Raw genomic sequence first — 24,923 nt, 5'->3', positions numbered from 1 at the left:
GCTATGCAGGGCCGCCGCATCCATGCCTGGTCAAGCAGGCTAGGAACAGCAACAGTCGACGTAGATATAGCAGCAGCTCGATGTGCTGCACATCGAATTCCGTGCCACATAGCGGCAGGATTTCAGGGCTTGCTTGGCGAAATGATTGCGTCATGTGTTGGCCTCGCTTTGAGGTGCAGCATGACAGGGAAGGTCGCCGCGATATTGGCGAAAATTTCGATCGACGAAGAATCAGCTTCGAGAAGCCGGAAGCGGCTGAAGCGTACTCGCCTTACTCATCTCATTGATGAGTCTTCTGTATTCGTTAATGGCAAGATCGATTTGTGAATCGCCAAGGAGATCGTTTGAAAGTTTGAAATCGAATGTCTCGTCGACCAGACCATGCACCACGGCGCCCGAAGCAATTTCAGGAATCACAGCTTCGTCTTCGGGTATGAGGCAGGTCCAGATAAGTCCGTGCCGCTCGACGGCCGGAAACGCAGTGATCCTGAAACAGTCCGGTGTCTTGGGCGCCAGCTTCTCCGGAACCTTGCTGCAGCTGCCGTCCGATGCGAAGCGCAGGCCGTGGTAGGCGCAGACGAGTTCTTCGCCTTCGATTCGCCCGCTGCTCAGCGGCAATCCGCGGTGCGGGCACATGTCGCGGCCGATGCGGATGCCCTCGGGCATTCGGTAGACGGCCAGCCGCAGGTTCAGCAGCACGACCTGCCGCGGTTTCGCGAGCGGATCGTCCGCGCGCACCAGGGGAAACCACAGCCGCGCCAGCACGGGCCAGTCCTGCTCCGTGTAGGTGCAGTTCGGCGGGAGAAAGCCCTCGGGCAGCGGGCGGGCAGAAGCCGCTTCGACGGTCATGTCTCGCCTCCCTGTGCGCGTTGAATCGGTCTACTTCACCAGCCCGATCCGGATTCGCCGGTTGTGCTGGCCCTTGTTCTCGATCTTCATGATGCGCAGCGGCGCCGACTGCGAAGTCTTCGAGAGATGCGTGCCGCCGCAGGCCTGGCGATCGAGGCCCACGATCTCGATGATGCGGGTGGTGCCGTCCTCCTGCGGAGGCGGCGCGACCGAGCGGCTGCGCAGCACGCCCGGCTCGCGTGCGAGCGCGGTGGAATCGAGGTAGACCGCATTCACCTGCAGGCCGTCGGAGATCAGGCTGTTGAGCTCCGGCTCGAGCTTGCGCAGTTCGTTGTTGTCGACCGCGGGCAGGTCGAAGTCGATGCGGGCGGTGCCGTCGGCGGCCATCTGCACGCCGGTGACCAGCGAGCCTTCGAAGCGCTGGTAGACCAGCGCATTGAGGATGTGCAGGCCGGTGTGCAGCTGGCACATCATGAGGCGGAAGTCGGGGTCCACGCTGGCGACCACCTTCTCGCCAGGAGCCTTGCCGATGTCCGCCTCGTCGAAGACGTGCCAGGCGTTCTTGCCTTCCATCTCGATGCGGTCGATCTTCACGGTGCTGCCGTTCCATTGCAGCGTGCCGCGATCCGCCAGCTGCCCGCCGCCTCCCGGATAGAAATAAGACTTGTCGAGAAGAACTGCATTCGGCCTGCGCGCGATGACGTCGGCCTCGAACTGGAGGCGCTCGGGTTCGATGTGGCAAAGATACTGGGACATGGATTCCTCGGTTGTGCGGAATGCTGGGTTGCTTGCTTGCGGGTTGCCGCTCAGGAGAATCGCCGGGCCGTCACGATGCCGGCGAGGATGATCACGGCACCCACGAACTCGGTGACGCTCAGGTACTCGTGGAAGAGGTAGGCGCCGAACACCGTCGCGATGACGGGCTGTATCAGCAGCGTGATCGACGACATCGCTGCCGGCAGCTTGGCCAGCGCATAGGCGATCAGGCCCTGGCCGCCGACGTGCGACACCACGGCGAGCGCCACCAGCATCAGCACGCCGTGGAGCGTGTGCGGCACCAGCGATTCGCCGCGCAGCAGCGTGATCGGCAGCAGCACGATGAAGGTGCCGACGCTGCTCCATGCCATGACGGTCATCGTCCGGTAGTTGGAGCGCACGAGGCTCACCGCCAGCAGATAGGAGCCGTAGAAGACCGCGGTGAGCAGCCCCAGCAGGTTGCCTGCCATGTAGCTGGAGCCGAAGTCGAGCCGGTGGCCGATGAGGATGAATGCGCCGGTCAGCGCGAACAGCATGCCGAACAGGAAGCCCGGCTTGAACCTCTTGCCGAGGAAGATCCTGGAGCCGAGCACCACGAAGATCGGCGCCAGGTTGGCCAGCAGGTTGGAGTTGGCCAGCGTGGTCAGCGTCATCGACCAGTGGTAGAGCGCGAGGTTTCCCGAGAAGATGAAACCCACGAGGATGAGCTTGAAGGGAATGCCTGGCGTGGATTTCTGCGCGGGTTGCTGCGCGCCTGCAGGCGCCGGCTCGGCCCTTGCCGAGAGCAAGTCGAGCAGGAAGAAGATCGGAATCGCGAGCGCGACCCGGTAGACCGCGCTCGCGGTCGGCGGCAGTTCGCTGTGGCGCAGGAACACGCCGCCCAGCGCCAATGCCGCCGCGCCCAGCAGGAGCGCGACGAAAGAGAAGAGGCTGCTCTTCGATGCAGCCGGTAGTGCGATGGTTGTCGTCATGTTCTGCTTGATGCGACCGAGTCTCCATCGGTCGCATCCTTCGGTTTGTTGTGAATCGTCTGAAGCACGGACATGGCGAAGGCGACGGGCTAGGGCCGTAGTAGCGGCGGCTCTTCGAAACCTTCGATCACCATGAGCTGCATGTCGACCGCGGCGTCCTTGCGCAACCCTCTTGCGTGGGTGTACTCGGGCGACTCGTAGAACTTCCTCGCCGCGTCCGCGGTCTTGAACTCGACAAGAACCACTCGCCTGTCATCGGGAGCGCCTTCCAGGTGCATGCGCTCGCCTCCCCGCGTCAGGAACCTGCCGCCGAATTTCTCGACAATGCCGGGCGTGAGTTGCTTGTATCGGTTGTACTGGTCCGGATTCACGATGGACATCCGGCCGATCAGATAGGCGACCATCTGGCGTTCCCGAGGTTGCTCAGCCGCGGGCGCTGCTAGACGTAGGCCACCTTCTTCTGCGTCGCGACGCCCGACTGCAGCAGCGCCGCGTCCAGGACGTCCCAGAGGCCGGTCAGCGAATCGAGGAAATCGTCCGCGCCTTCGATGACCAGGTGGGCGTATTCCGTCTTCAGCGCGAGCTCGACCGCGGTGCGCGCGTTCTGCTCATGGTGCTGCTCGGCGCCGACTTCGCCCCAGTGCTCCAGCAGGTAGTGCATCTCGGGCTTTTCGAGGTCGGCGTTGTAGATGCCGCTGTCCACCAGGCAGTACTTCTCGCCCGGGATCAGCTGCTGGTTCGAGATCATCTCCAGCGCCAGCGTGGTGCCGAGGTTGCGGTAGGTGTTCTCGATGTCCGTCAGCTTGCGGTGGTCGAACACGCCGATGGCCTTGCGCACCTGCGTGGTCAGCCCGGTCTCCATGTCGTAGCCCGGCAGCGAACCGAGCAGCTGGTCGGAGAAAGCCTTCAGCTTCGCCTCGACCTTCTCCTGGTTGTAGAGGTCCGCGAAGACGGGCTGGTCGGCCGACTGGTTCACGATGAAGCCGGCCATCGTCGCGAGTTCGGGTCCGTGGCCCGATTCGCTCTCGACGATTTCCTCGAGCAGCTCGCTCTGCTTGTGCAGGCCGTGCTTCTTCAGCGCATCGGGAAAGCTCCAGCCCGGCCGCGTCGAGGCGCAGAAGCTCTGGATCTGATGGAACAGCGCGCCGACGACGGGCGGCTCCGGTTCGACTTTGGCCCAATTCTTGAAAATCGGGTGTGAATAGCACCGATGATTTTTGACTCTGTCAACCAGATCGGAAATGGTCACGCTCATTTCTTGCTCCTAATCACAGTGGGTTGAAAAAATACCAAGGGGAAAATTCGATTGCTCGTGTTTCAAAGGGTGGGGTGGGTTACTTGCTTGCCATCAACATGCGCCCTCCAGGGTGGTCGAGTACTTCGATCCTGACGTTTGAAAATCCCGCGCGGAAAAGCTTTTCCGTCCATTCCTCCTCGCTCAGGAGCCTTCTGGACATGAAATGGTTGTGCAGATGATTGAATGCGGCGGCGAACGGTTTTTCCCAATTCGACTGGGCGACCGGAATCGCGTCGACGATGATCAGCGTGCCCTTGATGGCATGGGCGCAGCAGGCGCGCAGCAACGAATCCAGCGTTTCTTCTTCCGCGGGAAGAAGGTCGTGCATGACGAAGCCGGCGTGGATGATGTCCGCGTCCTTGATGAGGGAGGCGTCCTCCACGAGCACCTGGATGGGTGCGGTCACGAACTGGAGCCTGTCGCTCATGCCGGCCTCGCGCGCTGCCTGCACCGCCTGCTCGGTGGCCGACGGGCTCAGGTCGATGCCCACGCCGGTGGAGCCCGGGATCTTGCGCAGCATGCGGATCAGGAAGCCGCCGGAGCCCGATCCAAGATCCACGATTTTCTTTGGTGCCATCGCGACGATGGCGTTCTCCGGCTGGGGATAGAACGACTTCTCGCCCATCCACTTCGAGGTGCGCGCCACCAGGCCGCCGCTGCGCGGGTACTTGGCCTGCGCCTCCTCGTTGTTCTCGGAGAACTCCTTCGCGTTGTTGATCAGCGGCGCGCAGGCGCGAAGCGCCCACGAGAGATAGCCGACCTCGTTGATCAGCTCGTCGAAGTTGCTTCCCACCTTGTAGGTCGCCGGCGCCTTGGTGCCGAGGTCTTCGATGATGCCGGCCTTGCTCAGCGAATCGAGGTACGCCGAAATGACCGACTCCTTGATGCCGCAGGAACGGGATGCCGCGGCGGCATCCACGACCGGCGATTTCTGGAGGAATTCAATGACTCCGTATTCGGCGCCTATTTCCAGCAGGATTGCGGAACCTGCGAGGGAAGAACCAGTAATGCCGCGATCAACGTTTTGCATGGGTCACCTGTGGGTTGAAAGCTATTGAAAACGAACTGATTAATCTGCTCTGGCCGAAACCATTTAGTTGCACGATAGAGGGGGCGCCCGAACCCGTATTGGCAAAAATTGCGGCACAGCAGCAATCCGCAAAAAAGTGGGCCGAAGAATTCCAGCCGGGCGTGCGAATGCATTCGCGCGCGGCACGTGGCCGGCGCGGCGTTCAGCTGCCAGAGGCTTGTGAAGGGAAGGGTGCGAACCCCTCGGCGTGCATCGCGAGGGGGGCGGCGATCAGGCTGTCAGTTGATCCGCGCGCGCACGTACTGCAGCGGCGTCATGCCGAAGGTGCGCTTGAAATGCCGCGTGAGTGCGCTCTGGTCGTAGAAGCCGCTCGCCACCGCGGCCTCGATGAGCGGGCGGCCCGCGGTGAGAAGGCCGATTGCGGCCCTGAGCCGCAGCTGCGTCAGGTACATGTGAGGCGTCAGGCCGATCGTGCGGTTGAATGCGCCGATCAGCTGGAAGGGCGTGAGGTCGGCGGCCGACGCCATCTGCTCGAGCGTCAGCCGCTCGGCGAACGCGTCGCGCAGCAACTCGAGCACCGGCGCGAGCACGTTCGCATCTGCCGGCACAGGAAGCACGCGCTGTCCCGGCTGCGCATGGTTCTGGAAGAGCGTGCCGAAGCTATGGACGAACAGTTCCTGCTGCCGCAGCGGGTCCCACTGGCCGCTGTCTCCATCGAAGGCGCGGTGCAACTCCAGGAAGCAGGCGATGAGTTCGGGGTCGTCGTAGATGTTGGAACCAAAGTATCGGGTCTGGTCGATGCCCAGCGTCGACATCAAATGCCTGATGCCCGGGTCTGCGAGGTAGAGGGCACGGTACCGCCAGCGCGCGCTGCCGCCCATGCGGCCCGAGTGGGGCTCGGAAGGATTGAAGACGAGCAGCGCCTGCTGATGCGCGATGCCCGTGCGCCCGCGACTCTTGAATTCTGCGCCTCCCACTTCGGTGACCGCGATCACGAAGGAATGGTGCACGTGCGGCGCGTACTCGTGCGTTGTGAAGTCGGCATGCAGCATGTCCATGCCGGGGATTCCGGATGCATGCCAGTAGCGCGACGTGTTCAGAGGGTCCAGCTTGGCCAATGAAAACCTCCGTTTGCATCGGCGGTTGCCACACATCCCGCCAGCGTCGTCGAACCGATCGATGGCACCTGAATGGTGAGCAAGGCCGTCTCGTTGCGGTGATTACAGCGCGATCTTGGTGGATGCGGAAAGCCTCCAGCCTCGATGCGGAAATCAAGCAAGCGGTGTGCCATTCGGCGGCCCCTGCATGGCCCGCAGCCGCTGCGGGAAAGATCAGATTCACGAACGGCGGCGAATGCCTCAACATGCTTCGCGGCGGAGCCATCTTGCCGCCGCTCATTGGAGACCTTCATGAACATGCCTCTCGAGAGCACCGAACTGGCGTTTCAGTTTTCGCTTGCCGATGGCGTCGAAACGCACAAGGTATTCAACCAGGCCGAGCCATGCATCGGCCACAACGCGTTCATCGACGACGTGGCGCTACGCGGGCTGGTGGAGCACCATGCACCATGGAGCATTCCGCATGCGATGGCCGTCGGTGCATTGGCGGGCGACGAGCAGGTGCAGGATCTTGCGCGGCTGGCCAACGAGCACAACCCGCAGCTGCGCACGCACGACCGCTTCGGCAACCGGCTCGACTGGGTCGAGTTCCATCCCGCATGGCACCAGCTCATGAGCCTGGCTTTCGCGCATGGCGTGCCCGGGCTTGCATGGACCACGAGCGAAAGCTCGGGCCACTTCGCACGCGCCGTGCTCAGCTACCTGTGGAACCAGGTCGAGAACGGCACGGGCTGCCCCACGGGCATGGCGTATGCCGCATGCGCCGGCTTCGAGGGAAGGCCCGAGTTCGCGCTCTGGAGAGAGAAGACGCTCTCCGGAAAGTACGACCCGCGCCGCCTTCCGCTTTCGCACAAGATGGGCGCGGTGATCGGCTACGCGATGACCGAGAAGCAGGGCGGCTCCGACCTGCGCCAGACGCAGACCACCGCCACCTTCGTCGGAACCGAGAACGGCGTGCAGGTCTACAGCGTCACCGGCCACAAGTGGTTCTTCTCGGTGCCCACTTCCGATGGCTTCTATACGCTCGCGCAAACCAGGTCCGGCGTGAGCTGCCTCTTCGTTCCGCGCTTCCTGCCCGACGGCAGTGCCAACCGCGTCGCGGTGCAGCGCCTGAAGGACAAGTGCGGCAACCGCTCCAACGCATCGAGCGAGGTCGAGTTCAACAAGACGTGGGCGATGCTGGTCGGCGAGGAGGGGCGCGGCATCGGCGAGATCCTCTCGCATGCGCACCTCACGCGGCTGGACTTCGCCGTCGGCTCGGCGGGCCTGATGCGCCAGGCGCTGACGCTGGCGATCGGCCACGCATCGACGCGCGACGGCTTCGGCCGCCGCATGGCCGACCTGCCGATGCAGACCAACGTGCTCGCGGACCTCGCGCTGGAGAGCGAAGCGGCCATGCTTTGCGCAATGCGCGTGGCGTGCGCGACCGACGGCATGGCGTCGGACGAACGCGAGCGGCTTCTTGCACGCGTGGCAACGCCGGTGGCCAAGTACTGGAACTGCCAGAGGGCGACGTACTTCGTCTACGAGGCGCTGCAGGTGCACGGCGGCAACGGCTTCATCATGGAGAACCCGATCGCCAGGCTGTACCGCGAGGCGCCGCTCAATTCGATCTGGGAAGGCACGACCAACATGATGTGCATGGACGTGCTGCGCGCACTGGGACGCGAGAAGGGCGCGCTCGAGGTCTTCATGGACGAGGTTTCGCCGCCGCAGGCACAGGCCAACGTCGCGCACGCGAAGTTCGTTGCCGCGCTGCGCGACGACCTTGCCGCGGGCGCGATCGACGAGGGCAACGCACGCGCGATCGTGACGCGCATGGCGCTTGCGCTGCAGGCGAGCGAGATGCTGAAGCACAGCGATGGCGCGGTTGCGCAGCGCTTCGTCGAATCGCGCCTGGGTGGCCGTCATGCCGGCGTGATGGGCACGCTGGAGGCCGGGGCCGACCTGCGCGGGATCGTCTCCCGCGCGTCGGTCGTGCCCGTGCGTCAGGCCGCCTGAGCCTGGCGCCGCAGCGGCAGCCACAGCACGAAGCGCGTTCCCCTCGGCAGCGGCTCCCAGCTGACGGTGCCGTTGATCGAGCGTGCGCGCCGGCGCTGGTTCTGCAGGCCCCGGCCCGAAGATGCGGCCATGGCCTTGTCGATGTCGAAGCCTTGTCCGTTGTCCTCGATGGTCACGCGCACGCCGCCGTCACCCAGCGAGGTGCCCACGCGGATTTCGGTCGCCCGCGTGTGGCGCAGGATGTTGGAGATGCTCTCCTGCACGATGCGCAGGATGTGCAGCGCGCTCGACGGATCGAGCCACTCCAGCGCGGGCAGCTCCTGCACCTCCCAGCGCAGCGAGACGCCCGTGCCTTCGAGTCGCGGCTCGAGCCGGTAGCGCAGCGTGGCCAGCAGCACGAGCAGGTCGGCCTCGATCGGCTCCAGCGAATCGAGCGTGAGCTTCAAGTCGTCCAGGCAGCTCTTGAGGATCTGCGAGACCTTGTCGTCGCTCATGCCGCCGCCCTCCACCGAGCGGATGGCGCTGATCAGCGAGGAGCCCAGCCCGTCGTGCATGTCCTGCATCAGCCGCTGGCGCTCGTCGCTGATGGTCTGCAGGCGCTCGACCTCGCGCAGCCTGCGGTGGCTGAGCTCGAGCTCGGCCTCGCGCACCTGCAGGCGGTGCGCGAGGTTCGCGTTGAGCTCCTCGACCTCGCCGATGGCGTGCACGTAGCGGCGGTACATGAGCACGCCGAACACGATGAAGGTGGCCGCGTTCGTGTACGCGCCGAGATACCAGCCTTCGGGGCTGATGAAGTTGTTCTGCAACAGCCAGTCGGTGACGCCCAGCAGCACGCAGACGCCGATGCCCACCGCCACCAGCCGTCCTTCGCTGGAGCGGCGCCAGGCACTGACGCCGCCCACGAGGCAAACGGCGGTGCCCATCATCGCGGCGATCGCGTAGATCAGCGGCGTCACCTGGGGCGTGTTCTGCACGATGGCAAGACCGGGAATCGTGACGATGCCGATGGCCGTGGTAGTCACGACGACGCCGCGGGTCAGCCACACGAGCTGCCGCCCATGAAGCTGGCGCAGGAAGAAGTGCACGACCATCACCAGCCAGAACAGCGAGTTGACGGTCAGCCACGCGAACCAGTCGTTGAGCACTGGCAGGCCCACGTAGAAGTGCAGCCCCCGCATGAACGAGGTGGCCGAGAGGTTGAAGAACAGCAGGTAGCCGGTCTCGTCGCGGCGCCTGAACCACACGAAGAGGGCGAACACGCCCACCGCCATGAAGGCCGCGCCCAGCATCGCGGGCAGTTCCTGCTGCAGCCACTGGCGCATGCCGTGGCGGCCCCTGAGCGCATCCACCGGGCCGATCCACAGCGAGGACAGCGCCACCTGCGCGCTATGGGTGTGCTCCAGGCGCAGGAGGATCTCCGCAGGCGGCGCGTTGCCGCCGGCGCCATGTCCGTCGAGCTGCACCCACAGCGGCGTGCGGGTGCTGTTCCACAGCGGGCCCGACTGCTGCGCGCGATGAACCAACTGGCCATCGGCATAGACGGCGATGGTGCCGTCGGTCTTGATGCGCGCGCCGTACAGCGCCCAGGGGCCGGCGCCGGCCGGCAGGCCGCGGGTGCCGAGCCTGATCCAGGTCGTGCGTGTGGTGCTGGTGGAGGTGTTCCCGGCCTGGCTCAGGAGCGCGATGGGCAGGGCCAGCGGAAGCTCGATCTTCTTCCAGTCGTGCGGCAGCGCGCCACTGTCCTGCCGGGCCGGCGGCGTGCTGAAGCCCGAGGCGTCCTGCACCTGCCAGTCGGCGTGCGTCATGTGCAGGAGCGCGTCGGATTGCCGCACGCCGGTCGCCCCGACCAGGTAGACGCCGATGATGCCCAGCAGTGCGATCGAGAGAACGAGCACCACGGAGGCGAAGAAGGGTGCGGGGCGGTAGTTCAAGGGATGCTGGAAGTGCCGCGACCCGGGCCGGCGCGGAGGTTTATGTAACCTATTTTCTCACTTTGTTACCAACCGGCCCATCGGGTGAGCCCGGATGGCCTCACCGCGGGACGGGTTGCGAGAGGATCCACTGCGCCAGCACCTGCGCGTCGGCCTCCGACACCTGGGTCTGCCTCGGCATGATCACGCGGCCCCAGGTGCCGACACTGCCATTGCGAATCTTCCCGGCCAGCCGCGCGGCCGCCTCCGCATCGCCGCGATAGCGCTCGGCGATCTGCGCGAAGCCCGGGCCCACCTGCTTGTGCACGAGGCCGTGGCAGGCCATGCATGCGTTCTTGCGGGCCAGCTCGGCCGGCGTCTGGGCGATGGCGGAGAGCGAATGGATGGCCAACGCACAGCCCGCGAGGAACTGGCAAAGGCGCTGGACGGGAGTGTGGATCTTCATGGGTGGGGCGGTGCCTGCGCCCTTCATCGTCGCATGCCGCTTGCGCGGCGCCGGCCGTCGTGCATTCACGACAAGACGATTCAAGAGTAACTATATGTATGGTTAAATCCCCGCAACTATCGCGAAGAAGACGAGGGATTGCATGAAGCTGCTGCTGAGCATTGCGTTCGCCGCCGTGGCCCTGGCCGGTTGCGCCAGCGCTCCGACCACCCCCACCGAACCCGGAACGGGCAGGGGGACTTCCTATGTGCCGATGGTGGCCATGGAAGGCGTGGACAAGGTGCGCTACGACCAGGACGTGGCCGACTGCCGCACCGCCGCCAACCGCATCACCGCCCGCAGCGAAACCGGCGACGCCATGTGGGGCGCCCTGGGCGTGGGCCTGATCACTGTGTACGGGCAGGGCATCGTCGCCGCGGCGTCGTACACCGGCATCACGGCGGCCGTCATCGACTGGAACGGCCGCCCGAGTTCCGAACTCATCGCCGATCATCAGCAGATCGCCATCGTGCATTGCATGGCCAAGCGCGGCTACCGCAACCTCGACCCGAACGTGCGCGACACCTTCTACGGCAACACCTTCGATCCGGGCGTGATCGTCAAGCCGCGCCGCACCGGCGTCGACACCTACAACGTTGAAGCGCTGGCCAAGGCCGGCCGCTGCAACATCCAGCCGCGTGCCGAGCTGACGGCCAAGGGCCCCGGCTACGAGAGCTACAACGTGCCTTGCGACAACGGCGGAACCTGGGCGGTGCGCTGCGAGTTCGGCAAGTGCCGCGTGCTGGCACAGGCGGCGATACGCCGCTCCTGAGTCCGGCGGCTTCCCTCCCTCGGCAAGGCAAACGGGCCCGCGATGCGGGCCCGTTTTTCATTTGACGATCATTCCCTTGAGCGCCGGATCGGGCGCGGGCGGCTTGAGCTTCATCTGCCGCATGGTCTTCACCAGCAGCTGGGCGATCATCACGTTGCGGTGCCGCTTGCTGTTGGCCGGCACCACGTGCCACGGCGCATGGTCGCTCGACGTGGCCACCAGGGCGTTCTGGTAGGCCTGCTGGTAGGCGCTCCACTTGGTGCGCACCGACAGGTCGTCCATGCTGAACTTCCATTGCTTGCCGGGCGTATCGATGCGGGCCTGCAGGCGCTCGCGCTGCTCGTCCTTGTCGATGTGCAGCATGCACTTGACGACCACCGTGCCGGTTTCCGTCAGCAGGCGCTCGAAGTCGTTGATCTGTGCGTAGCGGCGCTTCGCCTCGGCCTTGTCGATCCAGCCTTCGACAACGGGCACCAGCACGTCCTCGTAGTGGCTGCGGTTCCAGACCATGATCTCGCCGGTGCGCGGCACCACGGCATGGCAGCGCCAGAGGTAGTCGCGCGCGCGCTCGTCCACCGTCGGGGCCTTGAATGCGGTCACGCGCACGCCCAGCGGCGAGGTGCGCGAGAACACCCAGCGAACGGTGCCGTCCTTGCCGCTGGTGTCCATGCCTTGCAGCACCAGCAGCAGCTTGCGCTTGCCCTCGGCGTTCAGCAGATCCTGCAGCTCGTCGAGCTCCACGGCGAGGGCATCGAGCTCGACGCGCTGGGCGTTCTCGTCGCCTTCGCAGAAGGGCGTGTCGTCGGGGTCGATGTGGGAGAGCTTGAACTTGCCGCCGACGCGGTACTTCTTGAAGCTGGCCATGTAGCTGGACTCCGTGTTGGGAAGGGAACGACGAAGCCCGCAGGTTAAGCGATTGCTCAGGACTCGTCGTCCTCGGGCAGCGATGCGCTCCAGCGGTTGTCCCACTCGGCATGCTGGCGCACCGCGCCGTCGAGCTCGCGCCGGTCGCGCTTGGTGGGGCGGCCCTGCTCGATGGTCAGTGCCGGTTCGATGCCCGCGCGGCGCATCTCGCGGAAGGCGGCCTGCGCCGCCAGGCTCTCCGCCGTTTCCTCGTAGAGCTGCTGCGCCACCGGCGCCGGCCCGCGCTGGCCGCTGAGACCGCGCACCGTGACGGTCCGCGTCAGCGGGCCCATGCGCATCGCGACGGTGTCGCCCGCCTTGACCTCGCGCGAGGCCTTGGCGACGTCTCCGTTCACCTGCACGCGGTTCTTGCCGATTTCCTCCGCAGCCAGCGAGCGCGTCTTGAAGAAGCGGGCGGCCCAGAGCCATTTGTCGATGCGCAGACGGTCCATGAAATTCGAGGAGTGGAGGTCAGGCATTGTGCCGCGACGGCACCGGCTGCGGCGACGCGAGCGGAAGGCGCACGACGGCGTCCAGCCCGACGATCCGTCCGCTGCCGTCGGGCTCGGTACGGTTGTCCAGGCTGATGTGCCCGTCCAGCGCCAGCACGATCTCGCGGCAGATCGCCAGACCCAGCCCCGAGCCGCTGGAGGTGCTGCCCGCCGAGAAGGGCGCGAACAGGCGCTGGCGAAGCTCGGGCGAGATGCCGGGGCCGCCGTCGCTCACCACCAGCACCGCGTCGGCGCCCTCCGCGCGCACCGCCACCGAAAGCGCGGCGCCCGGCGGGCTCTGCTTGATCGCGTTGTGCAGCAGGTTGCGCGTGAGCTCCTGCAGCATCCACTGGTGGGCACGCACCGGCACGGGCTCGTCGACGGCGAGCTCGAAGTCGAGCGCCTTGTCGGCCACCAGCGGCGACAGGTCGAGCGCGATGTCGCGTGCCACCTCGGCGAAATCGAGCGTCACCGATTCCGGCTGCTGCCGCAGCTGTTCCACCTTGGCGAGCGACAGCATCTGGTTGGCCAGCATGGTCGCGCGGTCGACGGTGCCGCTGATCTCGTCCAGCGCCTGCTCCGGCACCACGTCGCCGCGCTGCGCGGACTGCACCTGCGCCTTGAGCACCGCCAGCGGCGTGCGCAGCTGGTGGGCGCTGTCGCGCACGAAGCGCTTCTGGTGGTCCAGCAGGCGCTGCAGCCGGCCCATGACCTGGGTGGTGGCGTCGATCAGCGGGCGCAGTTCGCGCGGCGCGTCGGGGGCGTCGATGGGCGAGAGGTCGTCGGCCTGGCGCTTCTCGATCGCCTCGCCCAGTTCGCGCACCGGCCGGGTGGCGCGCTGCACCACGAACACGGTCACCAGCGCGATCACGCCCATCAGCAGCAACTGGCGCCACAGCGTGTCGATGAGCAGCTTGCGCGCCAGCGTCTCGCGGATCTCCAGCGTCTCGGCCACCTGCACCACGGCCATGCCGCGGCCGGTGGCGCCGGCGACGGGCTGCAGGAGCACCGCCACGCGCACCGGCTGGTTGCGGAACTGCGCGTCGTAGAAGTCGACCAGGGCCGCGTAGGCGCTGCGGTCAGGGATGCGGCCGTGCCAGAAGGGCAGCTCCGCGAAGCCCGAGATCATCTCGCCGTTGAGTGCCGAGACCCGGTAGAAGAGCCGGCTGCGGTTGTCGGCCTCGAAGGCCTCCAGCGCGGAGTAGGGCACGATGGCGCGCAGCCGAGCCATGTCGTCGTAGCCCTCCACGTCGAGCTGCTCGCCGATGGTCTTGGCCGAGGCCAGCAGCGTGCGGTCGTAGGCGGTGGTGGCTGCCGCCAGGCTCTGGCGGTACAGGCTCACGCTGTTGATCACGATGAACACCGTGACCGGCGCGAGGATGCCGATCAGCAGCCGCGCGCGCAACGAGATCGCGCGGATCATCGAATGCGCGCGCAGGCCGGCGAACGCCGCGGAACCGGCTTCGCCGGGCCGCAGGCGCTGTCCCCTGCAAGAGTGTTGGCGAGGCGACACGAAGTGCGCGCAGCCTGGGGGTTTGTCATGCTTCAGGGCGCAGCAGATAGCCGAGTCCGCGCATCGTCATCAGCACGGCGCCGGTGCCGACCAGCTTCTTGCGAAGCCGGTACACCACCACCTCGATGGCCTCGTACTGCACGTCGGTCTCGCCCGGGAACACCAGTTCGAACAGGCGCTCCTTGGTCACTGCGTGGCCGGGCTTCATCATCAGCGCCTTCAGCAGGGCCAGTTCGCGCGGGGTGAGCTCGAGCAGCTCGGCGCGGTTGTAGATGGCGCCGTTGTCGGGCTCGAAGCGCAGGCCGCCGATCTCCTGCGGGTTCAGGCCCGCGTCCGGCCCGGTGGCGCCGTGGCTGCGGCGGCGCAGCGCGCGGATGCGCGCTTCCAGTTCGTCGAGGTCGAAGGGCTTGGGCAGGTAGTCGTCGGCGCCGGCGTTCAGGCCGACGATGCGGTCGCCCACCGTGCCGCGCGCGGTCAGCAGCAGCACCGGTGTGCGCAAACCTTCGGCGCGGGCCTGGGCCAGCACCTGCAGGCCGTCCAGGTTCGGCAGGCTCAGGTCGAGGGCGACCACGTCGGGTTCGATGGCTCGCCACTGGGTGACGGCCTGGGCGCCGTCTCCGCAGACGCGCACGTCGATGCGGCGGCGCCCGAGGGTGCGCTGCAGGGTGATTTGCATCGTGGGGTCGTCTTCGACCAGCAGCAGCTTCATACGTGGGGCTTCGGGGTGCGTACTTTGGTGTTTTCCCCAGTCTGGCGGACAGCCAACTGACAGCGGGGCGGCGCATGATAGCGCTCAGCTACAAGTCAGCTTCCTTTCAAGTTACTTCCAATCAGGAGACCCAAGCATGCGTCGCGACACCTTTCTGAAGTCACTGGCCGCCATGGCCGCCGTGGGAGCGCTGCCACTGTCGGCGCGCGCGGCCGCCAACGTCAAGATGATGATCCCCGCCAACCCGGGCGGCGGCTGGGACACCACCGGCCGTGCGCTGGGCAAGGCGCTGACCGACGCCAAGGTGGCCGACACCGTCACCTACGACAACAAGGGCGGCGCCGCCGGCGCGCTGGGCCTGGCCCAGTTCGTCAACGGCTCCAAGGGCGACGCCAACGCGCTGATGGTCATGGGCTCGGTCATGCTGGGCGGCATCATCACCGGCAAGCCGCCGGTCAACCTTTCGCAGGCCACGCCCATCGCGCGCCTGACCACCGAATACAACGTGTTCGTGCTGCCGGCCAACTCGCCGTTCAAGACTATGAAGGACGTGGTCGAGCAGCTCAAGAAGGACCCGGGCAGCGTCAAGTGGGGCGGCGGTTCGCGCGGCTCCACCGAGCACATCGCCGCGGCGATGATCGCGCAGAAGGTCGGCGCCGATCCGTCCAAGATCAACTACGTCGCCTTCCGTGGGGGCGGTGAGGCGACCGCCGCCGTCCTGGGCGGCAACGTCACCGTCGGCGGCAGCGGCTACAGCGAGTTCGCCGAGTACATCGCCGCCGGCAAGATGAAGCCCATCGCCGTCACCTCCGCCCAGCGCCTGCCGGGCGTCGACGTGCCTACGCTGAAGGAGCAGGGCATCGACGTCGAGATCGGCAACTGGCGCGGCGTCTACGGCGCTCCCGGCATCTCGGCCGAGCAGCGCAAGGCGCTGACCGACATGGTGCTGGCCGCGATGAAGAGCGCCTCGTGGGCCGAATCGCTCAAGAAGAACGACTGGACGGCGGCGGTGCTCTCGGGCGACGCCTTCGCCAAGTTCGTGGACGACGACTTCGCGAACCTGCGCGCGATCATGACGAAGTCCGGCATGGTCTGAACCTGGTTCTACCCCAGGCTGCGCGCACTTCGTGTCGCGCGCGCCTTCCCCCCTTCGGGGTCAACACCCGAGGCCCGGCGAAGCCGGCTCCTCGGTGTTTCTTGCCGAAGGGGCTCTCTTTCCCCTCGATGCGGGAGCAAAAAATGACAACTCCAGACTCCTCGGCCTCGCCGCAACCCGCGGCGACGTGGCCCCAAACCCTTGTCGGCGCCGGCGTGCTGCTGACCGGCGTGGCGCTGGCCTTCGGCGCCATCGGCATTTCCTCCGACGCGGGCTACGGCGGCGTCGGTCCCAACTTCCTGCCCTGGCTGGTGTCCGTGGTGCTCGTGCTGTGCGGCGCCTGGATCCTGTGGGAGGCGCGCACCGGCGGCTTTCGCGAACTCGATGCGCCGTCGGGCGCCGAGCATGCCTACTGGCCCGGCTTCATCTGGGTGTCGGCGGGCCTGCTGCTCAACGCGGCGCTCATCACCACGCTGGGCTTCATCCTGAGCTGCACGCTGTGCTACCTGCTGGCGGTGCAGGGCCTGCGCCGAGCGAGCGGGCAGGCCGGCGTCAATTCGCCGCGCACCTGGGCGACCGACTTCGTCACCGGCGCCGTGATCTCCGCCCCGGTGTTCTGGATGTTCACGCAATTCCTGGCCATCAACCTGCCTGGCCTCACTTCGACCGGCTGGATCTGACATGGAAATCTTCAACGCCCTGATGGCCGGCTTCGCGGCCGCCATCACCCCCGTCAATCTCCTGTGGTGCCTGGTCGGCTGCGCCCTGGGCACGGCCGTCGGCGTGCTGCCCGGCATCGGCCCGGCCGTGGCGGTGGCCATGCTGCTGCCGATCACCGGCAAGGTCGACATCACGGCCTCGATGATCTTCTTCTCGGGCATCTACTACGGCGCCATGTACGGCGGGTCGACCACCTCCATCCTGCTGAACACGCCCGGCGAAACCGCCAGCATGGTGACGGCAATGGAGGGCAACAAGATGGCCAAGAGCGGCCGTGCGGGCGCGGCGCTCGCCACGGCCGCCATCGGCTCCTTCGTGGCCGGCACCATCGCCACCGTCATCGTCACGCTGTTCGCGCCCTTCGTGGCCGACTTCGCGGTCAAGCTCGGCCCGCCGGAATACTTCATGCTGATGCTGCTGGCCTTCACCACGGTGAGCGCGGTGCTCGGCAAGAGCACGCTGCGCGGCATGACGGCGCTGTTCGTCGGCCTTGCCGCAGGCTGCATCGGCCTCGACCAGATCTCGGGCCAGGGCCGCTACACCGGCGGCATCCCCGAACTGCTCGACGGCATCGAGATCGTGCTGGTGGCCGTGGGCCTGTTCGCCGTGGCCGAGGTGCTGTACGCCGTGCTGTACGAAGGCCGCGTGGTGGAAGGGCAGAACAAGCTCAGCCGCGTGCACATGTCCAGGCGCGACTGGAAGCGCTCCATCCCGGCCTGGCTGCGCGGCACCGCCATCGGCACGCCCTTCGGCTGCATTCCGGCCGGCGGCACAGAGATCCCGACCTTCCTGAGCTACGCCACCGAGAAGAAGCTGGCCAAGGACGAGGCGGCCAAGGCCGAGTTCGGCACCACCGGCGCCATCGAAGGCGTGGCCGGCCCCGAGGCCGCCAACAACGCCACGGTGACGGCCGCGCTGATCCCGCTGCTCACGCTGGGCATTCCGACCTCGAACACCACCGCCATCCTGCTGGGCGCGTTCCAGAACTACGGCATCCAGCCGGGGCCGCAGCTCTTCACCACCTCCGCCGCGCTGGTGTGGGCGCTGATCGCGTCGCTGTACATCGGCAACGTGATGCTGCTGGTGCTGAACCTGCCGATGGTCGGCCTGTGGGTGAAGCTGCTGAAGATCCCGAAGCCCCAGCTCTACGCCGGCATCCTGATCTTCGCGACGGTGGGTGCCTACGGCATGCGCCAGAGCGCTTTCGACCTGTTCCTGCTGTACGCCATCGGCCTGCTGGGTGTGGTGATGCGCCGCTTCGACTTCCCGACCGCTCCCGTGGTGGTCGGCATGATCCTCGGCCCGCTGGCCGAAGCGCAGCTGCGCAACGCGATGTCGATCGGCGAGGGCAGCGCGGCGGTGTTCTTCCAGCGCCCGATGTCGATCGCCCTGGTCGTCATCGTGGTGGCCGTGCTGGTCCTGCCGCGCCTTGCCAAGCGCATGAGCGAACGCAAGCTGGCGAAACTGGCGCAGATGGACGCCTGATCTTCCGAAGGCTTCGTTCGAGGCCTGGCCAAAAAAAAGCTGCGGCATTGCCGCAGCTTTTTTTGTTTGCGCAGCAGCTTCTTGCTACCGCCCCGGCGCGGGCGTCTCGACCAGGTCGTCGTCGATGTGCGGATCCGCCGGCTGCCCGCGCAGCCTGCGCACCGTCCGCTTGATCCAGTGCTCGATGTCGTCGACGTAGGTGAAGACGGCCGGCACCACCAGGAGGCTCAGCACGGTGGAGGTGATCAGGCCGCCAATCACCGCCATCGCCATCGGCGAGCGGAAGCTGGAGTCGGCCGCACCGAAGCCCACCGCAATGGGAAGCATGCCCGCGCCCATGGCCAGCGTGGTCATGATGATGGGGCGCGCGCGCTTGTGGCAGGCGTCGCGCAGGGCATCCCAGCGGTTCATGCCGTGGTCGCGGCGCGCCACGATGGCGTACTCCACCAGGAGAATGGAGTTCTTCGTGGCGATGCCCATCAGCATGATCAGCCCGATCAGCGAAGGCATCGACAGCGCCTTCTGCCCGATCAGCAGGCCCACGAAGGCGCCGCCCAGCGCGAGCGGCAGCGCGCACAGGATGGTCACCGGGTGCAGGAAGTCCTTGAAGAGCAGCACCAGCACGATGTAGATGCACAGCACGCCCGTGAGCATGGCCTGGCCGAAGCTGGCGAACAGCTCGGTCATCACTTCCGCGTCGCCCACCTCGGCGATGCGCACGCCCGGCGGCAGGTTCTGGATCGACGGCAGCTTCTGCACCGCGTCCTTCGCGTCGCCCAGGCCCACGCCAGAGAGCTCGATCTCGAAGTTCACGTTGCGCGAGCGGTCGTAGCGGTCGATCACCGCCGGGCCGCCTTCCATGCTCAGCGATGCCACCTGGTTCAGCATGACCGGCCCGCGCGTGCCGGGCACGGACAGACGCCCCAGCAGGTCGATGTCGGTGCGCGCGGAGTCCTCGAGCTTCACCAGGATCGGCACCTGACGCTGCGCGAGGTTGAGCTTGGCCAGCGACTGGTCGTAGTCGCCCAGCGTGGCCACGCGCAGCGTCTCGGCGATGGCCGAACTGGTCACGCCCAGGTCGGCGGCGCGCGCGAAGTCGGGGCGCACGGCGATCTCGGGACGAATCAGGCTCGCGGTCGAGGTGATGTTGCCCAGGCCGGGGATGGTGCGCAGGTCTTTCTCCACCGCGCTGGCCGCGCTCGACAGCGCCACCGGGTCCTCGCCCGTGAGCGCCAGGATGTACTTCTCGCCCGAGCCGCCCAGGCCCACCGTGCTGCGCACGCCGGGCAGCGTCTCGAGCGCCGCGCGGATCTGGTTCTCGATCACCTGCTTGCGCGGCCGGTCGCCGCGCGGGTCGAGCTTGATGGTGAGCGTCGCCTTGCGTGTCTCGGGCGTGCCGAAGTTCGCGAACGGGTCGCCGCCCGCGCTGCCGCCGGCCACCGTGGTGTAGACGCTGCGCACGTGCTGGATCTTCATCACGCGGTTGCGGGTTTCCTCCGCCGCCGCCGTGGTCTGCGCCAGCGTGGAGCCCGGCGGCAGCGACAGGTAGATCTGCGTCTGCGAGTTGTCGTCCGGCGGAATGAAGCCGGTCTTGAGCAGCGGGATCATCGCCAGCGAGCCGAAGAAGAAGAGGGTGGCCAGCACCATCGTCTTGAAGCGGTTGTGCGTGCTCCAGGTCACGGCGCGCATGTACCAGCGCATCCAGCCCGGCTCCGTCTCGGCCGTGACCACCGGCTTGAGCATGTAGGCCGCCATCATCGGCGTGAGCACCCGCGCCACCACCAGCGACGCGAACACCGCGAGCGAGGCCGTCCAGCCGAACTGCTTGAAGAACTTGCCGGCCACGCCGCTCATGAAGGCCGTGGGCAGGAACACCGCGATCAGCGTGAAGGTGGTGGCGATCACCGCCAGCCCGATCTCGTCGGCCGCTTCCATGGCCGCCTGGTAGGGCGTCTTGCCCATGCGCAGGTGGCGCACGATGTTCTCGACCTCCACGATCGCGTCGTCCACCAATATGCCGACCACCAGCGACAGCGCCAGCAGCGAGATCACGTTCACCGAGAAGCCCAGCAGGTGCATGCCGATGAAGGCCGGTATCACCGACATCGGCAGCGCCACGGCAGAGACGAAGGTGGCGCGCCAGTCGCGCAGGAACAGCCACACCACCACCACCGCGAGGATGGCGCCCTCGTACAGCAGGTGCAGCGAGCCGTTGTATTCCTCTTCCACCGGCTCGACGAAGTTGAAGGCCTCGGTCAGCTCGATGTCCGGGCGCGCGGCACGCATGTCGGCCAGCGCCTTCATCACTGCATGGCCCACCTCCACCTCGCTGGCGCCGCGGCTGCGGGCCACCTCGAAGCCCACCACGGGCTTGCCGTTGAGCAGCGCGGCAGCGCGCGGCTCGGCGATGGTGTCGCTCACGCGCGCCACCTGGTCGAGGCGGATGCGGCGGCCGTCGCTCAGCGCGATCTGCATGTCGGCGAGCTGGTCGGCCGACTTCACCGTGGCCATGGTGCGCACCGGCTGCTCGCTGCCGCCCAGGTCGAAGCGACCGCCCGCGCTCTCGGTCTGCACCTGCCGCAGCTGGCGCGAGATGTCGGCCGCGGTGGCGCCCAGCGCCTGCAGCTTGGCCGGATCGAGGTCGACGTGAACCTGCCGCGTGACGCCGCCCACGCGGTTCACCGCACCCACGCCGGGCAGCGCGAGCAGCTTCTTGGTGACGTCGTTGTCGACGAACCAGCTCAGCGCCTCGGCATCCATGGCCGAGGAGGCGATGGTGAAGGCCAGCACCGGCTGCGCCGCGAAGTCGAGCTTGGTGACCACGGGGTCGCGCACGTCGGCCGGCAGGTCGGCACGCACGCGCTGCACGGCGGAGCGCACGTCGTCGACCGCCTCCTGCACGGGCTTCTCGAGGCGGAATTCGACGATCAGCGTGGCGGCGCCGTCCTGCACCTTGGTGGTGATGTGCTTGAGGCCCTGCACCGTGGCGATGGAGTTCTCGAGCTTGCGCGCGACGTCGGTCTCCAGCTGCGAAGGCGCGGCGCCGGGCAGCGAGGCCGAGACCGTCACGGTCGGCAGGTCGATGTCCGGAAAGTTCTGCACCTTCATCGCGTTGAACGACAGCAGCCCACCGAAGGTGAGCAGCACGAACAGCATCACCGCCGGAATCGGGTTGCGTATGGACCAGGCGGAAACGTTCATGGGCGTGTCCTTTGCATTGCTTACTTCGCCGCAGCGTCGGATGCCGCCGGCCTGGCGGGCTGGGCCGCGGCGGATGAAGGAGGCGAGGGCGCATCGACCACGCGCACCAGGTCGCCGTCGTTGAGGAAGCCCGCGCCCTGCACCACCACCTGGGCACCCTCGGGCAGCGCGCTGGTGATCTCGATGCGGTCGTTCAGCCGCCGGCCGATCTGCACCTTCATCTGCGCCACCTTGTTGTCGGGCTTCAGGATGAACACGTTGTTGAAGCCGTCGCGCGGCACCACGGCGGCCTGCGGCACCGTCGGTGCCGTGCTGCGGCCGAGTTCGAAGTCGCCGCGCGCGAACATGCCGGCCTTGACGCCGGTGTTCTGCTGCACGTTGGGCAGGTCCACGTACACCAGCGCCGCCCGCGTCTGCGGATCGACCGTGGGCGCGATGCTGCGCACCTTGCCGCGCACCTGCGCGCCGCTGGCGCTCACCACGAAGGCAGTGGTGCCGACCGCGACGCGGCTCAGCTCGGCCGAGGTCACCTCGGCGCGCCATTCGAGGCGGCCCTGGCGGATCAGCCGGAAGAGCTCGGTGCCCGCCGCGACCACGCTGCCCACTGTGGCGGTGCGCGCCGAGATCACGCCGTCGTCGGGTGCCAGCACCTGGGTGTTGCGGCCGCGAACCTGCTGCGCGGCCAGCACGGCCTCGGCCGCTTCAACGCGCGCCTTGGCGGTCTGCTCGGTGGTCTGGTACTGGTTGATCTGCTGCTGGCTGAGTGCGCCCGTGGCCTGCAGCGTGCGTGCGCGCGCCGCGTTGCCGGCGGCGTCGGCCGCGGTGGCGCGGGCCTCGGCCAGCGAGGCGCGTGCCTGCGCGATGTCGGCCTGCACCGTCTCGGGCGAGAACACGGCGAGCACCTGGCCCTTCTTCACCGTATCGCCCACGTTCACGCGCACTTCGGCCAGCTTCAGGCCGTTGGACTCGGAGCCGATGACTGCCTCCTGCCACGCGGCCACGTTGCCGTTGGCCGCGAGCGTGAGCATCAGCTCGGTGGGCTCTGGCTTGGCGACGGTGACGGTCAGCGCGGGCTTGGGGGCCGCGGCGCCGTCCTTTCCCTTGGTTGCCGCGACCTGGTCGCCGGCCTTGCCCGAGGGCTTGCCGCCCCTCATGAAGAAGATCGCCGCGATGACGACGACCAGCGCGATCAGCGCGATGGCGAGAGTGGAACGCTTCATTGTTTTCATGGCGACGTCGCGACCTTCGCGGCCGGGGATGTGGTCATTGAGGACGATTCGAAAGAGGGGCTCTGCGCGGCCTGGCGATTCCAGCCGCCGCCCATCGAGCGGTACAGCGCCACCCATGCCTCGGTGCGCTCGCGCTGCAGCGAGACGCGCGCGGTCTGTGCCGAGAACAGCGTGCGGCGCGAGTCTTCCAGCTCGAACAGGCTTGCGAGACCGGTGCTGTAGCGCGCCTGCGTGGCGTCGAAGGAGGCCTGGTAGTTCTTCACCGCGGCATCGGCGTCTGCCGTGCGGGTGTCGGTAGCGTCGAGATTGACCAGTGCCTCCTCGACCTCGCGCACGGCCTGCCGCACGTTGGCACGGTAGAGCGACACGGCCTCGGCATAGCGTGCCTTGGCCGCATCGACGTTCGCCTTGCGCGAGCCGCCGTCGAGCAGCGGCACCGTCAGCGCGACGGGGCCCACGGTCCAGGTCTCGAGCGACTGGCGCACGCCGCTCACGCGGTACTGCGAGCGGCCGATGGAGCCCGACACCGTGAGCTTGGGATAACGCTCGGCCTCGGCCGAACCCACGTCCGCGCTCGCGGAGGCCACGCCGAGTTCGGCCGCGTACACGTCGGGGCGCTGCGAGATCGCCTCGGCCGGCACGCTCGCGATGCTGCCCACGGCCGGCAGAGCGCGCTGCGCCGGCGCGGCGGCGAGCTTGCCTTCGAGCGTGGCCTCGTCGATGCCGCTGAGCGCGACCAGCGCCTTGCGCTGCACGGCGCACTGGGCGCGCTGCTGCGTGAGCCGGCCCGATGCATCGGATGCGCTGGCGCGTGCAAGGGCCGCATCGGCGGGCGCGGTGAAGCCGGCCTTTGCCGACAGGTCGGTGAGCCGCGAAGTCTCGGCACGCGAGCGTGCATCGGCCTCCGACACGCGAAGCTGCTGCTGGCAGGCGCGTTCGGCGAAATAGGCGTTGGCGGTTTCCGCCGCTACCGCCACGCGGGCGTCGTGCCACTTGGCGTTGGCGCTGTTCTGCTTGGCCTCGGCCGCGTCGCGGTCGGCGCGCAGGCGGCCGAACAGATCGACTTCCCACTTCGACTGCAGGCCCGCCTGCAGCGTGGTGATCGGCGTGCTGGAAGAGAGTCCGCCGCTGCTGCTGCTTCCTGAGCCTGCACCGGTGCCCGCGCCAGATGGGCTGCCGCCGGAAACGCCCACCGGCCCGCGGCTTGCCGAAGCGGTGCCGTCGAGGCTGGGCAGCAGCGCCGCACCGGCCTGCACACGCGTGAAGCGCGCCTCGGCCACGCGCGCGGCGGCGCTCGCGACGTTGGGGCTCGCGGCCTCGGCGGCGGCGATGAGTTCGACCAGCAGCGGATCGTCGAGCTGGCTCCACCAGTTGGCCAGCGAGGCCAGCGAGCCGCCATGGGGCAGGGGCGCGCGCCATTGCGCGGGTACCGGCGCTTCGACCTGCGCGGGCGGACGCGTCAGCGAGCAGCCCGAGAGGCCGATGCCGATCCCCATGCAGAGGACGGCCGTCAGCCTGGATCTGAATCGGAGTTTTCTCATTGTTTCTTCTGCTTTCTCTCGGCCTGCCTGCGCGCCGCTTCGGTCTGGACCAGCGCCAGCGCGTAGGAAGTGAGGCGATCGGCCCATGTGTCGATGGCGCGCGGCGTGCGCAGCAGCGACGGGCGCAGGGCCTCGATGAAGTCCTGGCTCACGTAGAGCTGCATCGACAATCCGGTGATCGCGAAGGTCAGGCGATGGATGTCGTCGTCGGGGCGCTCCACCTTCAGGTGGCGGCACAGCAGCTCGGCGATGGCGCGGTGCGGCCCCTTGATGTCGCGCTCCAGCTCCTCGGCCCAGCGGCTCGTGGGCTCCAGCATCTCGCGCATGTGCAGCTGTATGCACTGCCGCACGATCTCGCCCTGCTTGAGCGGATCGATCATCAACACCATGCATCTGCGCAGCGTGGCCTCGAGCGGCTGGCCGGGCACGTTGCAGGCGGCGATGAGGTCGCTGGAGTCGCCGCCCATCGGTTCGCTGAAGGTGGCCGCATAGAGCCCCTCCTTGTCGCCGAAGTAGTAGCTGATGGCCGAGATGTTGACCTCGGCCTCGCGGGCGATCTCGCGCGTGGAGGTTTTTGCGAAGCCCTTCTGCGCGAACAGCCTCAAGGCGGTGTGGAGCAGCCGGTGGCGTGCCTCGGCACCGTCTGCGCGCGGTGCGCGGCGAGGTGCTTGGGTGATCGGATCTCTCGCGTTCATGCCCGGCATTACACCACGCACAAAATCAAACGATTGATTAACTTAAGGTTTCCTGAAGGTCTTTGCCGGACCGTGCCCGTCGAAGCGAATCCTTAAGACTTAAGGGGCGGGCCCGGCCCGCGCTACGATCC

23 protein-coding genes are annotated in these 24,923 nt (G+C 67.2%); 5 read left to right on the top strand and 18 right to left on the bottom strand.

Annotated features, from left to right (window positions below; genetic code table 11):
- Positions 1 to 231 precede the first annotated feature (231 nt).
- From ACTJLF_RS03455 to ACTJLF_RS03420, 8 genes are all read right to left on the bottom strand, one after another.
- Positions 232 to 849 (bottom strand): Rieske 2Fe-2S domain-containing protein, encoded by a 618-nt coding sequence (locus ACTJLF_RS03455; protein WP_440882490.1) that lies wholly within the window; start codon positions 847 to 849, stop codon positions 232 to 234.
- Between the two features lie 30 nt (positions 850 to 879).
- Positions 880 to 1,605, bottom strand: coding sequence for an alanyl-tRNA editing protein (locus ACTJLF_RS03450; RefSeq protein WP_440882489.1), 726 nt, complete (start codon positions 1,603 to 1,605; stop codon positions 880 to 882).
- A 50-nt stretch (positions 1,606 to 1,655) separates the two neighbouring features.
- The gene (locus ACTJLF_RS03445) at positions 1,656 to 2,576 is read right to left on the bottom strand and encodes a DMT family transporter (RefSeq protein WP_440882488.1); all 921 of its coding nucleotides are present in this window, start codon (positions 2,574 to 2,576) and stop codon (positions 1,656 to 1,658) included.
- Between the two features lie 89 nt (positions 2,577 to 2,665).
- A complete protein-coding gene (locus ACTJLF_RS03440; protein ID WP_126182059.1) occupies positions 2,666 to 2,980 on the bottom strand; it encodes a DUF1330 domain-containing protein in 315 nt (104 codons plus the stop codon).
- 35 nt (positions 2,981 to 3,015) lie between these two features.
- Positions 3,016 to 3,831, bottom strand: a complete 816-nt coding sequence (locus tag ACTJLF_RS03435; RefSeq protein ID WP_019652284.1) for a hypothetical protein — start codon at positions 3,829 to 3,831, stop codon at positions 3,016 to 3,018.
- Between the two features lie 79 nt (positions 3,832 to 3,910).
- Entirely contained in the window at positions 3,911 to 4,903 is a 993-nt protein-coding gene (locus ACTJLF_RS03430; protein ID WP_026346142.1) for a class I SAM-dependent methyltransferase, read from the bottom strand.
- Between the two features lie 278 nt (positions 4,904 to 5,181).
- Complete coding sequence (locus ACTJLF_RS03425; protein ID WP_440882487.1) at positions 5,182 to 6,021, bottom strand: helix-turn-helix domain-containing protein; 840 nt, start codon at positions 6,019 to 6,021, stop codon at positions 5,182 to 5,184.
- Positions 6,000 to 6,314 (bottom strand): hypothetical protein, encoded by a 315-nt coding sequence (locus tag ACTJLF_RS03420; protein ID WP_440882486.1) that lies wholly within the window; start codon positions 6,312 to 6,314, stop codon positions 6,000 to 6,002. Before ACTJLF_RS03420 ends, ACTJLF_RS03425 begins: the two co-directional genes overlap by 22 nt.
- On the opposite strand from ACTJLF_RS03420, the gene ACTJLF_RS03415 reads away from it, so the two are divergent.
- Positions 6,313 to 8,022, top strand: a complete 1,710-nt coding sequence (locus ACTJLF_RS03415) for an acyl-CoA dehydrogenase family protein (RefSeq protein WP_440882485.1) — start codon at positions 6,313 to 6,315, stop codon at positions 8,020 to 8,022. The genes ACTJLF_RS03420 and ACTJLF_RS03415 overlap by 2 nt on opposite strands.
- On the opposite strand, the gene ACTJLF_RS03410 is transcribed toward ACTJLF_RS03415, so the two are convergent.
- Both ACTJLF_RS03410 and ACTJLF_RS03405 read right to left on the bottom strand, forming a co-directional pair.
- Complete coding sequence (locus ACTJLF_RS03410) at positions 8,010 to 9,953, bottom strand: ATP-binding protein (RefSeq protein ID WP_440882484.1); 1,944 nt, start codon at positions 9,951 to 9,953, stop codon at positions 8,010 to 8,012. The two genes, ACTJLF_RS03415 and ACTJLF_RS03410, sit on opposite strands and share 13 nt — an antisense overlap.
- 100 nt (positions 9,954 to 10,053) lie before the next feature.
- Positions 10,054 to 10,398, bottom strand: a complete 345-nt coding sequence (locus tag ACTJLF_RS03405) for a c-type cytochrome (RefSeq protein ID WP_440882483.1) — start codon at positions 10,396 to 10,398, stop codon at positions 10,054 to 10,056.
- Positions 10,399 to 10,540: 142 nt separating this feature from the next.
- Between ACTJLF_RS03405 and ACTJLF_RS03400 the strand changes: the two genes are divergently transcribed.
- Complete coding sequence (locus tag ACTJLF_RS03400; protein ID WP_019652290.1) at positions 10,541 to 11,209, top strand: hypothetical protein; 669 nt, start codon at positions 10,541 to 10,543, stop codon at positions 11,207 to 11,209.
- A 57-nt stretch (positions 11,210 to 11,266) separates the two neighbouring features.
- Here ACTJLF_RS03400 and ACTJLF_RS03395 read toward each other — a convergent pair whose 3' ends face one another.
- The 4 genes from ACTJLF_RS03395 to ACTJLF_RS03380 form a co-directional block, all read right to left on the bottom strand.
- Positions 11,267 to 12,073: a PPK2 family polyphosphate kinase gene (locus ACTJLF_RS03395; RefSeq protein ID WP_132751262.1), complete on the bottom strand. Its 807-nt coding sequence runs from the start codon at positions 12,071 to 12,073 to the stop codon at positions 11,267 to 11,269.
- Positions 12,074 to 12,129: 56 nt separating this feature from the next.
- Positions 12,130 to 12,564, bottom strand: a complete 435-nt coding sequence (locus tag ACTJLF_RS03390; RefSeq protein WP_132798099.1) for an RNA-binding S4 domain-containing protein — start codon at positions 12,562 to 12,564, stop codon at positions 12,130 to 12,132.
- A gap of 19 nt (positions 12,565 to 12,583) precedes the next feature.
- The gene (locus ACTJLF_RS03385; protein WP_440882482.1) at positions 12,584 to 14,026 is read right to left on the bottom strand and encodes a sensor histidine kinase; all 1,443 of its coding nucleotides are present in this window, start codon (positions 14,024 to 14,026) and stop codon (positions 12,584 to 12,586) included.
- 115 nt (positions 14,027 to 14,141) lie between these two features.
- Complete coding sequence (locus tag ACTJLF_RS03380; protein ID WP_132751261.1) at positions 14,142 to 14,825, bottom strand: response regulator; 684 nt, start codon at positions 14,823 to 14,825, stop codon at positions 14,142 to 14,144.
- Between the two features lie 136 nt (positions 14,826 to 14,961).
- On the opposite strand from ACTJLF_RS03380, the gene ACTJLF_RS03375 reads away from it, so the two are divergent.
- From ACTJLF_RS03375 to ACTJLF_RS03365, 3 genes are all read left to right on the top strand, one after another.
- A complete protein-coding gene (locus tag ACTJLF_RS03375) occupies positions 14,962 to 15,921 on the top strand; it encodes a Bug family tripartite tricarboxylate transporter substrate binding protein (RefSeq protein WP_019652295.1) in 960 nt (319 codons plus the stop codon).
- A 143-nt stretch (positions 15,922 to 16,064) separates the two neighbouring features.
- The gene (locus ACTJLF_RS03370; RefSeq protein WP_184603717.1) at positions 16,065 to 16,601 is read left to right on the top strand and encodes a tripartite tricarboxylate transporter TctB family protein; all 537 of its coding nucleotides are present in this window, start codon (positions 16,065 to 16,067) and stop codon (positions 16,599 to 16,601) included.
- A 1-nt stretch (position 16,602) separates the two neighbouring features.
- On the top strand, positions 16,603 to 18,126 hold the full coding sequence (locus ACTJLF_RS03365; protein ID WP_126182054.1) for a tripartite tricarboxylate transporter permease: 1,524 nt from the start codon (positions 16,603 to 16,605) through the stop codon (positions 18,124 to 18,126).
- Positions 18,127 to 18,210: 84 nt separating this feature from the next.
- On the opposite strand, the gene ACTJLF_RS03360 is transcribed toward ACTJLF_RS03365, so the two are convergent.
- From ACTJLF_RS03360 to ACTJLF_RS03345, 4 genes are read right to left on the bottom strand one after another with little or no spacing between them, the layout of a single operon-like run.
- Positions 18,211 to 21,327, bottom strand: a complete 3,117-nt coding sequence (locus ACTJLF_RS03360; protein WP_440882481.1) for an efflux RND transporter permease subunit — start codon at positions 21,325 to 21,327, stop codon at positions 18,211 to 18,213.
- Positions 21,328 to 21,347: 20 nt separating this feature from the next.
- The gene (locus ACTJLF_RS03355) at positions 21,348 to 22,556 is read right to left on the bottom strand and encodes an efflux RND transporter periplasmic adaptor subunit (protein WP_019652299.1); all 1,209 of its coding nucleotides are present in this window, start codon (positions 22,554 to 22,556) and stop codon (positions 21,348 to 21,350) included.
- Positions 22,553 to 24,097, bottom strand: a complete 1,545-nt coding sequence (locus ACTJLF_RS03350) for an efflux transporter outer membrane subunit (RefSeq protein WP_440882480.1) — start codon at positions 24,095 to 24,097, stop codon at positions 22,553 to 22,555. The genes ACTJLF_RS03355 and ACTJLF_RS03350 overlap by 4 nt, the downstream gene beginning before the upstream one ends.
- On the bottom strand, positions 24,094 to 24,792 hold the full coding sequence (locus ACTJLF_RS03345) for a TetR/AcrR family transcriptional regulator (protein WP_260310032.1): 699 nt from the start codon (positions 24,790 to 24,792) through the stop codon (positions 24,094 to 24,096). Before ACTJLF_RS03345 ends, ACTJLF_RS03350 begins: the two co-directional genes overlap by 4 nt.
- Between the last annotated feature and the right edge of the window lie 131 nt (positions 24,793 to 24,923).

The sequence above is a fragment of the Variovorax sp. 22077 genome (assembly GCF_052044195.1).
GTDB lineage: Bacteria > Pseudomonadota > Gammaproteobacteria > Burkholderiales > Burkholderiaceae_C > Variovorax > Variovorax atrisoli.
This window is presented reverse-complemented; position numbering and strand designations above follow the sequence as displayed.